The organism is Burkholderia sp. BCC1999 (assembly GCF_905339975.1).
In the GTDB taxonomy this organism is placed as follows: domain Bacteria; phylum Pseudomonadota; class Gammaproteobacteria; order Burkholderiales; family Burkholderiaceae; genus Burkholderia.
Genome location: NZ_CAJPHP010000017.1, coordinates 42605 through 55452, shown reverse-complemented (window position 1 = coordinate 55452; position 12848 = coordinate 42605). Strand labels below are relative to the sequence as shown.

Here is a 12848-nt window from a genome sequence, read left to right as displayed (position 1 = left end):
TGCGACCTCGATACAACACTTTGAGCAACGCTTCGTCGTTCATGCAGCGCGCGACGTGAGTCGCGTGTGTATCGCGAGGTGCGCTCGACGCATCGAACGCTGATCGAAACGCGACGTCGTCGGGGATGTTTCGATCGCTTGTCACTGCCTGCAACGCAGGTGCCGCGTTACAGATTCCTTATCATTTTTTTAGTTGAGAGCGGCGCACACTTCAACCTCGATCGGTCGTCGTGTGCGCCGCCCGAACCTTCTTCAGGTCAGGCGCGTTGCGTTACTGGCACGCTTCGCACTCGTCGAAGCCGGGATCGCCCGGACGCATCGTGCACACCGGACCGTCGGCCTCGACCGGCGCGAGTGCCGGTGCCGCGTCGACTGCGCCCGACGACGATGCTGCGCCGCCTGCCGCGCCGAAGCCGCCGGCTGCGCCTTGCGCGCCGCCGCTGCTCGAACCGCCGCTCGTCGGCACCGCGTTCAGCGCGCCGTGTGCGACCGTCGACTTCTCGACGTGCGTCGCCGCCATCGTGCGGAGGTAGTAGGTCGTCTTCAGGCCGCGCAGCCATGCGAGCTTGTAGACCTCGTCGAGCTTCTTGCCCGACGCGCCGCCCATATAGATGTTCAGCGACTGCGCCTGGTCGATCCACTTCTGGCGACGCGATGCCGCTTCGACCAGCCACGTCGGGTCGACTTCGAACGCGGTCGCGTAGATCGCGCGCAGGTCGGCCGGGATGCGGTCGATGCGCGACAGCATGCCGTCGAAGTACTTCAGGTCGGCGACCATCACTTCGTCCCACAGGCCGCGTTCCTTCAGGTCGCGCACCAGGTACTCGTTCACCACCGTGAATTCGCCCGACAGGTTCGACTTCACGTACAGGTTCTGGAAGGTCGGTTCGATACAGGCCGACACGCCGATGATGTTCGAGATCGTCGCCGTCGGCGCGATCGCGACGCAGTTCGAGTTGCGCATGCCGTGCGTGGCGATCCGCGAACGCAGCGTCGTCCAGTCGAGCGACTCCGACGTGTCGACCTCGACATAGCCGCCGCGCGCTTCGGCCAGCAGCTTCAGCGTGTCCTGCGGGAGGATGCCGCGATCCCACAGCGAGCCGCGGTAGCTCGAGTAGCGGCCACGCTCTTCGGCCAGCTCGGTCGACGCGTGGTACGCGTAGTAGCACACCGCTTCCATCGAACGATCGGCGAACTCGACTGCTTCGGTCGACGCGTACGGCGTGCGCAGCAGGTGCAGGCAGTCCTGGAAGCCCATGATGCCCATGCCGACCGGACGGTGCTTCAGGTTCGAGTTACGCGCCTTCGGCACCGCGTAGTAGTTGATGTCGATCACGTTGTCGAGCATGCGCATCGCGACGCTGATCGTGCGCTTCAGCTTGTCGTGGTCGAGCGCGTAGCTGCCGTCGGCCTGCTTCACCAGGTGGGCGACGAGGTTCACCGAGCCGAGGTTGCACACCGCGATTTCGGTGTCGCTCGTGTTCAGCGTGATTTCCGTGCACAGGTTCGACGAGTGGACGACACCGACGTGCTGCTGCGGCGAGCGCACGTTGCACGGATCCTTGAACGTGATCCACGGGTGGCCCGTCTCGAACAGCATGCCGAGCATCTTGCGCCAGAGCTGCGCCGCCGGGATCTTCTTGAACAGCTTGATCTCGCCGCGTGCGACCTTCTCTTCGTAAGCCGTGTAAGCCTTCTCGAAATCGGCGCCGAACTTGTCGTGCAGGTCCGGGCAGGTCGACGGCGAGAACAGCGTCCAGTCGGCGCCTTCCATCACGCGCTTCATGAACAGGTCGGGAATCCAGTTCGCCGTGTTCATGTCGTGCGTGCGGCGGCGGTCGTCACCGGTGTTCTTGCGCAGCTCGAGGAACTCCTCGATGTCGAGGTGCCACGATTCGAGGTACGCGCAGACCGCGCCCTTGCGCTTGCCGCCCTGGTTCACCGCGACGGCCGTATCGTTCACGACCTTCAGGAACGGGACCACGCCTTGCGACTTGCCGTTCGTGCCCTTGATATGCGAGCCGAGTGCACGCACGCGCGTCCAGTCGTTGCCGAGACCGCCGGCGAACTTCGACAGCAGCGCGTTTTCCTTCAGCGCTTCATAGATGCCGTCGAGATCGTCCGCGACCGTCGTCAGGTAGCACGACGACAGCTGCGAGCGGTGCGTGCCCGAGTTGAACAGCGTCGGCGTCGAGCTCATGAAGTCGAAGCTGGACAGCACGTTGTAGAACTCGATCGCGCGCGTTTCGCGGTCGATCTCGTTCAGCGACAGGCCCATCGCGACGCGCATGAAGAATGCCTGCGGCATTTCGATGCGGCTGCCTTCGACGTGCAGGAAGTAGCGGTCGTACAGCGTCTGCAGGCCGAGGTAGCCGAACTGCAGGTCGCGGTTCGCGTCGAGCGCTTCACCGAGGCGCTTCAGGTCGAACTGCAGCAGCTTGTCGTCGAGCAGGCCGGCGTCGACGCCGCGCTTCAGGAACTGCGGGAAGTATTCCGCGTAGCGGGCCGACATCTCGGCCTGCACGACTTCCTCGCCGAGGATCTCGCGACGGATCGTGTGCAGCAGGATGCGGGCCGTGACCTGACTGTATGCCGGATCCTTTTCGATCATCGTGCGCGCTGCGAGGATCGCCGAGTCGTAGACCTGGCTCATCGGCACGCCGTCGTACAGGTTCTTCACCGTTTCGGCGACGATCGGGTCAGGGTTAACCGCAGCGCCGAGGCCTTCGCACGACGACACGATCAGCGCGCGCAGCGCGTTCAGGTCGAGCGGACGCGTGACGCCGTTGTCGACGACGTTGATGCCAGTGCTCGACTCGCCGCCCGCTGCCGCTGCTTCCTCGCCCGCATGCTGGCGCTCGAGGTGACGCTTCTCGCGATACAGCACGTACGCACGCGCGACGTTGTGCTCGCCGCCGCGCATCAGCGCGAGTTCGACCTGGTCCTGGATGTCTTCGATATGGAACGTACCGCCGTTCGGGCGGCTGCGCACGAGTGCGCGCACGACGTTCTGCGTCAGCTGTTCGACCTGCTCGCGCACGCGCGCCGATGCCGCGCCCTGCCCGCCGTTGACGGCCAGGAAAGCCTTGGTCACCGCGATCGCGATCTTCGAAGGTTCGAACGAAACCACACTGCCGTTGCGGCGGATCACCTTGTAGTCGGCGAACGTGGCCTGCGGCGCGAGCGCCTTCGCGCCCTGTTCGGTCCCGCCGAGCGGACGGCTCGAGGCGCTCTCGTACTGGGACGTCGCGTTGTCGGTGGTTTGCATGTGCAAAGCTCCTGGTGTTGGATGGTGCGGAGAGAACCGCGGATTAAAACGAACGCTGCGCAACGTGGTGCGCGAGCGGTAAGAGGCGAGCGATGCGCCGGGGAAGCCGGTTGGGTCGATGCGCGACAACCGATCCGGTCGTGTGCTTCGTCATGTATCCCCTGCCCCGTCGATGTTCGCTGCGCTGATCGCGACGCCCGGACCACCCGGCCTGACGCGCCGCCCTGAGAACCCTGTCCGCCGGCGTTGCCCGCCGGCCGGTGCCGCTCGGGTTTCCCCTGCGACACACACTATATCTAGTACAGAACTACTCAACTGGCACCAAGTATAGTGGACATTCGAAGGAGGTCAAAACGGATAATTTGCGCTGAAGGTATTGACATCACACCGGCCGCCCGGAGGGGCAGACGTGACAAGGCATTGGTCGGAAAAAAAAATTTCGCCGGCTCAAAAACCCTGCGATCAGTGCTGACGGAAAGGAAAGTATTCGGCGGAAAAACCGGCATCGCTCGCGAAGCGTTGCCAATCGAAGTGCGGGCCCGGGTCGGTCTTGCGGCCCGGCGCGACGTCCGAGTGCCCCGCGAATGCGTCGACCGGATAGTGCCCGGCGAGCGCGCGGGAGAGCGCGGCCAGGACCGCGTATTGCGCATCGTCGAACGGCACGTCGTCCGCGCCTTCGAGCTCGATGCCGATCGAGAAGTCGTTGCAGCGCACCCGGCCGAAGAACTCGGACGAGCCCGCGTGCCACGCGCGCTCGTCGCACGACACGAACTGCACGAGCTCGCCGCCGCGCCGGATCAGGAAGTGCGCGGACACGCGCACGCCGCGCAGGTGGCTCTGGTAATAGGGGTGCGCATCGCAGTCGAGGCGGTTCAGGAACAGCGCCTCGATCGCGTCGCCGCCGAACTCGCCGGGCGGCAGGCTGATGTTGTGGACGATCACGAGCGTCGGCACCGCACCCGCGGGCCGCACCTCGAAGTTCGGCGACGGCGCATGGCGCGCTTCGCGCACCCAGCCGTTCGCGTCGACCGACAACAACGGCGCGTCGCTCATCGTGCGTCGTGACCGCTTGCACGCGCGGCGTGGCGCTGTGCGTGCTCGGTGCTGCAGAAGTATTCGCCGCCCGCGGCGACCGCGTCGCCCTTCGGCGCATGCACGCCGCATTCGGCGCAGCGCACCATCGGCTCGGGCAGCGAGCGCGCGTCGCCGTTCGGGCGCGCGGCGCCGGCGCCGCCGGCACCGGGCGCGCCGTCGTGACCCGCGCCGCGGCCGGTGCGGGCCTGCGCTTGCTCCTGGGCCTGGCGCAGCTTGCGCGTGAGCCAGGAACCCGCGAAGAAGAGAAGAATCAGGAGAAGAATCTGTCGCATCGGAAACCTGCGTTCAAACCACGGAACGGTGCAGCAGCACCTCGAAAACGAACCGGCTGCCGACATACGCGAGCAGCAGCGCGGCGAACGACACGAGCACCCAGCGCGCGGCGCCACGGCCGCGCCAGCCCGACGTCTTGCGCGCAACCAGCAGACCGCCGAACATCAGCCACGACAGGATCGCGAACACGGTCTTGTGGTCGAGCCGCAGCGCGCGCGCGTCGACCTGCTCGCTGAACAGGATGCCCGACGCGAGCGTCAGCGTGAGCAGCACGAAGCCGGCGCCGATCAGGCGGAACAGCAGCTTCTCGAGCGTGAGCAGCGGCGGCAGCGTTTCGAGCCAGCTCGCGATCCAGCCCGTCGAGCCGTCGCGCCCGCCGCTCCTCAGCGATTGCAGGCGCCGCTCGACCATCAGCATCAGGATCGCGTGCAGCGCGGCGATCGCGAACAGGCCGTACGCGATGTTCGCGATCAGGAAGTGCAGCTTGAACAGCGGCGCTGCGGCATAAGGAAGCACCCGCACGCCGCCGAACACGAGCGGCAGCAGCGACGCGCCGCACGCGAGCGGCAAGACCAGCAGGCGCAGGCTGTCGAGCGGGAAGAAGAAGCTCTCGATCCAGTAGATGCCTGCGCCGAGCCAGAACATCGCGGACAGCGCGAACGCGAAGCCGAACACCATCGAGTCGTTCGGAAAGATCGTCATATGGAGCAGTACGCCGTGCGCGACGAGCGCGGCGAACAGCAGCGCTCGGCCGGCCCCGCTCATCCCGGACGCGGCGGACGCGGGAACCGGCACGGCCGGCACGCTCGCGACGAGCGGCGTCGCGCCCTGGCGGTGCGTGCGCCAGCCTGCGACGGCGAGGCCGCCGTACAGGAATGCGGTGAGGGCATACAGTACAATATCCATGTTCGAAGTTTACACTAGGCCCCCTTCCCGCGACGGCTCCCTTTGTTCGGTTCCGCCGCGCCTTCGGGCCCCACTGTCCATCGCTCCCCATGCTCGACAATCTCACTCAACGGATGGCGCGCGTCGTCAAGACGCTGCGCGGCGAAGCCCGGCTTACCGAGGCGAACACGCAGGAGATGCTCCGCGAGGTGCGTCTCGCGCTGCTGGAGGCTGACGTCTCGCTGCCCGTCGTCCGCGAATTCATCGCCAAGGTCAAGGAAAAGGCGCTCGGCGAAGAAGTGATCAGCAGCCTGTCGCCGGGCCAGGCGCTCGTCGGCGTGGTCCAGAAGGAACTGACCGCCGTGATCGGCGGCGACTACGAAGGCAAGGCCGCCGAGCTGAACCTGGCTGTCACGCCGCCCGCCGTGATCCTGATGGCCGGCCTGCAGGGCGCGGGCAAGACCACGACCGTCGGCAAGCTCGCGAAGCTGCTGCGCGAGAAGTACAAGAAGAAGGTGCTGACCGTGTCGTGCGACGTATATCGCCCGGCCGCGATCATGCAGCTGAAAACGGTGAGCGAACAGGTCGGCGCCGACTTCTTCCCGTCCACGCCGGACCAGAAGCCCGTCGACATCGCGGTCGCGGCCGTCGACTGGGCGAAGCGCCACTACCATGACGTGCTGATCGTCGATACGGCCGGCCGCCTCGGTATCGACGAGGCGATGATGCAGGAAATCGCCGCGCTGCACGGCACGCTGAAGCCGGCCGAAACGCTGTTCGTCGTCGACGCGATGCTCGGCCAGGACGCGGTCAACACCGCGAAGGCGTTCAACGACACGCTGCCGCTCACCGGCGTCGTGCTGACCAAGCTCGACGGCGACTCGCGCGGCGGTGCCGCGCTGTCGGTGCGTCACATCACGGGCAAGCCGATCAAGTTCGTCGGCGTCGCCGAGAAGCTCGACGGCCTGGAAGTGTTCCACCCCGACCGGATGGCGAACCGGATCCTCGGCATGGGCGACATCCTCGCGCTCGTCGAGGAGGCGCAACGCGGCGTCGACGTGCAGGCCGCGCAGAAGCTCGCCGACAAGGTCAAGAAAGGCGGCGATTTCGACCTGAACGATTTCCGCGCGCAGATCTCGCAGATGAAGAACATGGGCGGCCTGTCGTCGCTGATGGATAAACTCCCCGCGCAATTCCAGCAGGCGGCCGCCGGCGCCGACATGGGCCAGGCCGAGAAGTCGATCCGCCGGATGGAAGGCATCATCAGCTCGATGACGCCGGCCGAGCGCGCGAAGCCCGAAATCATCAAGGCGACGCGCAAGCGCCGCATTGCAGCCGGCGCGGGCGTGCCGGTGCAGGAAGTCAACCGGATGCTGAACCAGTACGACCAGATGCGTACGATGATGAAGAAGCTGAAGGGCGGCAACATGCAGAAGATGATGCGCGGCCTGAAGGGCATGATGCCCGGCATGCGCTGATTCCGCCCGTCGGCCGGCGCGCGGGTTTTTGCTGTAGCGCGCGCCCGCCGTTCTGCTTCATTCTTATTTGTATACCGACTGCCCGCCAGAACACATGAACCGCGAAGAAGCCCTCCACATTTTCAACCACTCCGAAGAGATCGTGTCGGCCGATGCCGTCAACGCGTCGATCTCCAAGATGGCCGACGCGATCCGCGCCGAGATCGGCGACGCGTTCCCGCTCGTTCTCTCGGTGATGGGCGGCGCCGCGGTGTTTACCGGGATGCTGCTGCCGCATCTCGATTTCCCGCTCGAATTCGACTACATCCACCTGACCCGCTACCGCAATACGACGCAGGGCAGCCCGGAGATGCACTGGCGCGTCGCGCCGCGCGAATCGGTGAAGGACCGCATCGTGCTCGTGCTCGACGACATCCTCGACGAAGGCGAGACGATGGCCGCGATCCGCGACCGGATCCTCGACATGGGCGCGCAGCGCTTCATGTCGGCCGTGCTGTGCGAGAAGACGCTCGCGAAGGCGAAGCCGCTGCACCCCGACTTCTGCGGCTTCCCGGTGCCGGACCGCTACGTGTTCGGCTGCGGGATGGACGCGAAGGGCTACTGGCGCAACCTGCCGACGATCCGCGCGCTGACCACCAACGTCTGACCGTCGCCCTGCCCGCCCTATAAGAAAAGCGGCGCTCCGGTTTCCCGGAGCGCCGCTTTTTTTCGTGCGCGTGCCGCCTTATAACTGGTGCACGAACGCGCGGATGCCGGCCAGCAGCATCTCGACCGAGATCGCGACGAGCACGAGGCCCATCAGCCGCTCGAACGCGGCAACCGTCCGCTCGCCGAGCCATTGCTGGATCCGTTCGGCCAGTACCAGCGTGATCGCACAGACGATCATCGTGACCGTCAGCGCACCGACCCACTCGAGCATCTTGCCGGGCGCCTGCGACGTCAGCAGCATCACCGTCGCCAGCGCGGACGGCCCGGCCAGCGCCGGAATCGCCAGCGGCACGATGAACGGCTCGCCGCCCGCGCGCGGATCGCTGCCGAGCGCGCCATCCGGATGCGGGAAGATCATCCGCAGCGCGATCAGGAACAGCACGATCCCGCCGCCGAGCCGCAGCGACAGGTCGGTGAGGCTCATCATCCGCAGGAAGCGGTCGCCGACCACCATGAAGAACAGCAGGATCACGAACGCGATCCCCACTTCACGCAGGATCAGCTTCACGCGCCGCTCGCGCGGCACATCCCGCATCGCCGAAATGAACAGCGGGATGTTGCCGAGCGGATCGGTGATCAGCACCAGGAGTACGGTGGCCGACAGGAACGTGTATTCCATCGTGTCCCCCGGTCGCCGTGCTTAGCGTGCGAGCGCGGCGCGGATCTTCTCCGCGACCGTCGCCGCAGCTTCGTCGGCCGGCAGCAGCGTCGCTTCGGCGTCGCGGCGGCCCTGGTACTCGACCTTGCCTTCCTTCAGGCCGCGCTCGCCGATCACGAGGCGGTGCGGCACGCCGATCAGTTCCCAGTCGGCAAACATCACGCCCGGGCGCTCGCCGCGATCGTCGAGGATCACGTCGATGCCGGCCGCGACGAGTTCCGCGTACAGCTTGTCGGCCGTTTCGCGAACCATCTCGCTGCGGTCATAGCCCATCGGGCACAGCACGACTTCGAACGGCGCGATCGACTCGGGCCAGATGATGCCGCGGTCGTCGAAATTCTGTTCGATCGCCGCGCCGAGAATGCGCGTGACGCCGACGCCGTAGCAGCCCATCAGCATCGGCTGCGGCTTGCCCGACTCGTCGAGGAACGTCGCACCCATCGCTTCCGAGTACTTGGTGCCGAGCTGGAACACGTGGCCGACTTCGATGCCGCGGCAGATGTCGATCACGCCCTTGCCGTCCGGCGACGCGTCGCCCTTCTTCACGTTGCGCACGTCGGCGACGTCCGGTTCCGGCAGGTCGCGGCCCCAGTTCACGCCGGCGATGTGATAGTCGACCTCATTCGCGCCGACGACGAAGTCGCTCATGTTCGCGACCGTGCGGTCCGCGATCACCTTCACGGGCTTCTTCGTGCCGACCGGGCCGAGATAGCCCGGCGGCGTGCCGAACCACTCGACGATTTCCTGCTCGGTCGCGAAGCGGTGGTTCTTCAGGCCCGGCAGCTTCGACACCTTGATCTCGTTCAGGTCGTGGTCGCCACGCAGCATCACCAGCCAGATGGTCGGCTCGGCGCCTTCGTTGTCGGTCGCGAGCACGATCGACTTGATCGTGCGCTCGAGCGGGATCGCCAGCAGTTCGGCGACGGCTTCGCATTTCGCCTTGCCGGGCGTCGCGACCTTCGCCATCGCCTCGGCCGGCGCTGCGCGTTCGGCGATCAGCGGCAACGCTTCGGCCGCCTCGATGTTCGCCGCGAACTCGGAGGTCGGGCAGTAGGCGATCGCGTCCTCGCCGGTATCGGCGATCACGTGGAATTCGTGCGAGAAGTTGCCGCCGATCGAGCCGCTGTCGGCCGCGACCGCACGGAACTCGAGGCCGAGGCGCGTAAAGATGCGCACGTACGCGTCGTACATCTTGCGATACGACTCGTTCAGGCCGGCCGCGTCCTTGTCGAACGAATACGCGTCCTTCATGATGAATTCGCGGCCGCGCATCACGCCGAAGCGCGGGCGGATCTCGTCGCGGAACTTCGTCTGGATCTGGTAGAAGTTCACCGGCATCTGCCGGTAGCTCTTGATCTGGTTGCGCGCGATGTCGGTGACGACTTCCTCGTGCGTCGGCCCGATCACGAAGTCGTTGTCCTTGCGGTCCTTGAAGCGCAGCAGCTCGGGGCCGTACTGTTCCCAGCGGCCCGATTCCTGCCACAGCTCGGCCGGCTGCACGGCCGGCATCAGCAGCTCGATGGCGCCCGCCCGGTTCATTTCCTCGCGCACGATCGCTTCGACCTTGCGAATCGAACGCAGGCCGACCGGCAGGTAGTTATAGATGCCGCCGGCGACGCGACGGATCATGCCGGCGCGGACCATCAGCTTGTGGCTGACGATCTCTGCGTCGGCGGGAGCTTCTTTCAGGGTGCCGATAAAGAAACGGGAAGCTTTCATGCGGACGGTTCCAAAAACGGCGCCCCCTGGCGGGGCGCCCGAAAAAGTTTCAAGGTGAAAAAGCTGCGCGCGACGAACGACGATGGCGCAGACGACGTAGCAGACTAATCAGGGACAATTCAGCCGGTGTACCCCGTGCGGATTCGCTCCGTCACGGTGCGCAGCGCCCGTTATCTGTTTATAATCAAAGCAATTTTAAAGGATTCGAAGGTGGTTGTATGCTGGATCGTGAAGGCTTTCGCCCGAACGTCGGCATCATCCTCTTGAACGCGCGCAACGAGGTGTTTTGGGGCAAGCGGCTCCGCGAGCATTCCTGGCAGTTTCCTCAAGGTGGGATCAAGTATGGCGAGACCCCCATGCAGGCGATGTACCGGGAACTGCACGAGGAAACGGGCCTGCATCCGGAACACGTCAAGATAATCGGTCGCACGCGCGACTGGTTGCGTTACGAGGTGCCTGACAAGTTCATCAAACGCGAAGTACGCGGTCATTACCGCGGCCAGAAGCAGATCTGGTTCCTGCTGCGGATGGTTGGACGCGATTGCGACATTTGCTTGCGCGCGACCGACCACCCGGAGTTCGATGCGTGGCGCTGGAACGAGTACTGGGTACCGCTCGATGCGGTGATCGAGTTCAAGCGGGATGTCTATCAGTTGGCGCTGACGGAACTGTCGCGCTTCCTGCGCCGCCCGGCGCAGCGAGCCGAGAAGCCGCGTGGGCCGCGAATGTCGCGCTATCCGCGCGTCATTGGCATACAGGCCCAGCAGACGCTGACGATTGTCGACACATCGGTAGTCTGTTCGGAGATCGAAGTGGAAGCGAGCACGCTCGACGAGATGCCGCCCCACGTGATCGTCGGCAAATGACGAGTCGGACTGCATGACCGGGCGCGACCTTGGTGTCGCGCCCTTTTTTTACGAGGAATGCATATTGAAAGCGATTGCTCTCGCGCTCGCATCGATCGCCGCGATGGCTGCCCTGGCCGGCTGCGCGAATTCGAAAGCGCCGTCCAACAAGGATGACAGCGAGTTCGTCTATCTGCTTGACCGTCAGGGGAACTGGAAGGAAAACACGGTCGACACGCTGCCGCCGCTGCCGCAAACGGGCGACCTGCTGCCGTTCAACGTCTCGCAGAACACGCCGCTCAAGTTCTTCGTCGATGCGAAGTCGCTCGACGTCGGCACCGATGGCGTCGTGCGCTACGCGGTCGTCATCACGAGCCCGGCCGGCGCGCGCAATGTGAACTACGAAGGCATCCGCTGCGACACCTACGAATGGCGCCAATATGCCGGCCTGAACTCCGACCACAACGGCTGGGATCGCACCGTCGAGAACGACTGGCGGCGCATCGAGAACGGCGAGCTGAACGCCTACCACTCCGCGCTCTATCAGGACTACTTCTGCTCGAACAAGATGCCGCAAGGCTCGACCCGGCAGATCCTGGAAAACATCCGGTTCCACCGCACCGCGATGACGCAGTTGCGCTGACGGCGCGCGGCGCGGGCCATCCGCGTCACCAGTCACCATGCCGCATGAAAAAAGCCCGCATCGCGCGGGCTTTTTCATTGGACTGCCTGGAGTGCCGAAACCGTGGCCGGCGATCACACCAGCACGAGGTTGTCGCGATGGATCAGTTCGGGCTCCAGCATGTAGCCGAGCACCGTCTCGATCTCGCCGCTCGGCTTGCGGTGAATCAGCTTCGTTTCCGCGCTGCTGTAGTTCGTGAGCCCGCGCGCCACTTCGCGCCCGTCGGGGCCGACACACGCGATCACCTCGCCGCGCGCGAACGCGCCCTGCACGTCGATCACGCCGATCGGCAGCAGGCTCTTGCCACCGGCCGTCAGCTTTTCGACTGCGCCGGCGTCGATCACGACATGACCGCGCACCTGCAGATGGTCGGCCATCCATTGCTTGCGCGCCGCCATCCGCGCGGTACGCGCGATCAGCTGCGTGCCGATCGCCTCGCCCGCCGCCAGGCGCACGAGCACGTCGGTCTCCCGGCCGCTCGCGATCACGGTGTTGGCGCCGCTGTGTGCCGCACGCTTCGCCGCGAGGATCTTCGTCAGCATCCCGCCGCGACCGAGGCTCGAACCGGCGCCACCAGCCATCGCCTCGAGTTCCGGTGCGCCCGCATTGGCCTCGGCGACGAGCGTCGCGTTCGGGTCCTTGCGCGGATCGGCCGTGAACAGCCCGGTCTGGTCGGTCAGGATGATCAGCGCATCGCCTTCGATCAGGTTCGCGACCAGCGCGCCGAGCGTGTCGTTGTCGCCGAACTTGATTTCGTCGGTGACGACCGTGTCGTTCTCGTTGATGATCGGCACGACGCCGAGCCGCAGCAGCGTGAGCAGCGTCGAACGCGCATTCAGGTAGCGCTCGCGATCGGCCAGGTCGGCGTGCGTGAGCAGGATCTGCGCGGTGCGGATGTCGTGCTCGGTGAAGCGGCTCTCATAGACCTGCGCGAGCCCCATCTGGCCGACTGCCGCGGCGGCCTGCAACTCGTCGATTTCCCGCGGCCGCTTGCTCCAGCCGAGCCGCTGCATCCCTTCGGCAATCGCACCCGAACTGACGAGCACGACTTCCTTGCCCTGCGCACGCAACGCGGCGATCTGGGCTGCCCAGCGGCCGATTGCAGCATGATCGAGCCCCTTTCCGTCGTTGGTCACGAGGCTGGAACCCACCTTCACCACCAATCGCTTCGAATCCGCGATGATCGAACGCATCCTGCACTGTCTCCTGTATCTGATGCCTGCCCGGCCGGGCGCGA

General features: G+C 65.6%; 11 protein-coding genes. 4 read left to right on the top strand and 7 right to left on the bottom strand.

Annotation, left to right across the window (positions count from 1 at the left end):
* Window positions 1–271: 271 nt before the first annotated feature.
* The 4 genes from U5809_RS23790 to U5809_RS23775 all read right to left on the bottom strand — a co-directional run bounded on the left by U5809_RS23790 (window position 272) and on the right by U5809_RS23775 (window position 5542).
* Window positions 272–3268 (bottom strand): ribonucleoside-diphosphate reductase subunit alpha, encoded by a 2997-nt coding sequence (locus U5809_RS23790; RefSeq protein WP_282506627.1) that lies wholly within the window; start codon window positions 3266–3268, stop codon window positions 272–274.
* 462 nt (window positions 3269–3730) lie between these two features.
* Window positions 3731–4321, bottom strand: a complete 591-nt coding sequence (ampD, locus tag U5809_RS23785; protein WP_322088330.1) for a 1,6-anhydro-N-acetylmuramyl-L-alanine amidase AmpD — start codon at window positions 4319–4321, stop codon at window positions 3731–3733.
* The gene (locus U5809_RS23780) at window positions 4318–4635 is read right to left on the bottom strand and encodes a PP0621 family protein (protein ID WP_322088329.1); all 318 of its coding nucleotides are present in this window, start codon (window positions 4633–4635) and stop codon (window positions 4318–4320) included. The genes ampD and U5809_RS23780 overlap by 4 nt, the downstream gene beginning before the upstream one ends.
* Before the next feature lie 13 nt (window positions 4636–4648).
* Window positions 4649–5542 (bottom strand): inner membrane protein YpjD, encoded by an 894-nt coding sequence (locus U5809_RS23775; RefSeq protein ID WP_046544887.1) that lies wholly within the window; start codon window positions 5540–5542, stop codon window positions 4649–4651.
* 89 nt (window positions 5543–5631) lie between these two features.
* On the opposite strand from U5809_RS23775, the gene ffh reads away from it, so the two are divergent.
* Window positions 5632–6999 (top strand): signal recognition particle protein, encoded by a 1368-nt coding sequence (ffh, locus tag U5809_RS23770; protein WP_282506624.1) that lies wholly within the window; start codon window positions 5632–5634, stop codon window positions 6997–6999.
* Between the two features lie 94 nt (window positions 7000–7093).
* Window positions 7094–7645: a hypoxanthine-guanine phosphoribosyltransferase gene (locus tag U5809_RS23765; protein ID WP_282506623.1), complete on the top strand. Its 552-nt coding sequence runs from the start codon at window positions 7094–7096 to the stop codon at window positions 7643–7645.
* 78 nt (window positions 7646–7723) lie between these two features.
* On the opposite strand, the gene U5809_RS23760 is transcribed toward U5809_RS23765, so the two are convergent.
* On the bottom strand, window positions 7724–8326 hold the full coding sequence (locus tag U5809_RS23760; RefSeq protein ID WP_048251148.1) for a MarC family protein: 603 nt from the start codon (window positions 8324–8326) through the stop codon (window positions 7724–7726).
* 21 nt (window positions 8327–8347) lie between these two features.
* Window positions 8348–10084, bottom strand: coding sequence for a proline--tRNA ligase (locus U5809_RS23755; protein WP_322088328.1), 1737 nt, complete (start codon window positions 10082–10084; stop codon window positions 8348–8350).
* A 218-nt stretch (window positions 10085–10302) separates the two neighbouring features.
* Here U5809_RS23755 and U5809_RS23750 point away from each other — a divergent pair, with 218 nt between their 5' ends.
* Together U5809_RS23750 and U5809_RS23745 are read left to right on the top strand one after the other, a co-directional pair.
* Window positions 10303–10950 carry an RNA pyrophosphohydrolase gene (locus U5809_RS23750; protein WP_176050922.1) on the top strand — a complete coding sequence of 216 codons (648 nt, stop codon included), beginning with the start codon at window positions 10303–10305 and terminating at the stop codon, window positions 10948–10950.
* A 13-nt stretch (window positions 10951–10963) separates the two neighbouring features.
* Complete coding sequence (locus tag U5809_RS23745) at window positions 10964–11572, top strand: CNP1-like family protein (protein ID WP_176050923.1); 609 nt, start codon at window positions 10964–10966, stop codon at window positions 11570–11572.
* A gap of 113 nt (window positions 11573–11685) precedes the next feature.
* Here U5809_RS23745 and proB read toward each other — a convergent pair whose 3' ends face one another.
* Window positions 11686–12804, bottom strand: coding sequence for a glutamate 5-kinase (gene proB, locus U5809_RS23740; RefSeq protein WP_282506617.1), 1119 nt, complete (start codon window positions 12802–12804; stop codon window positions 11686–11688).
* Window positions 12805–12848 lie beyond the last annotated feature (44 nt).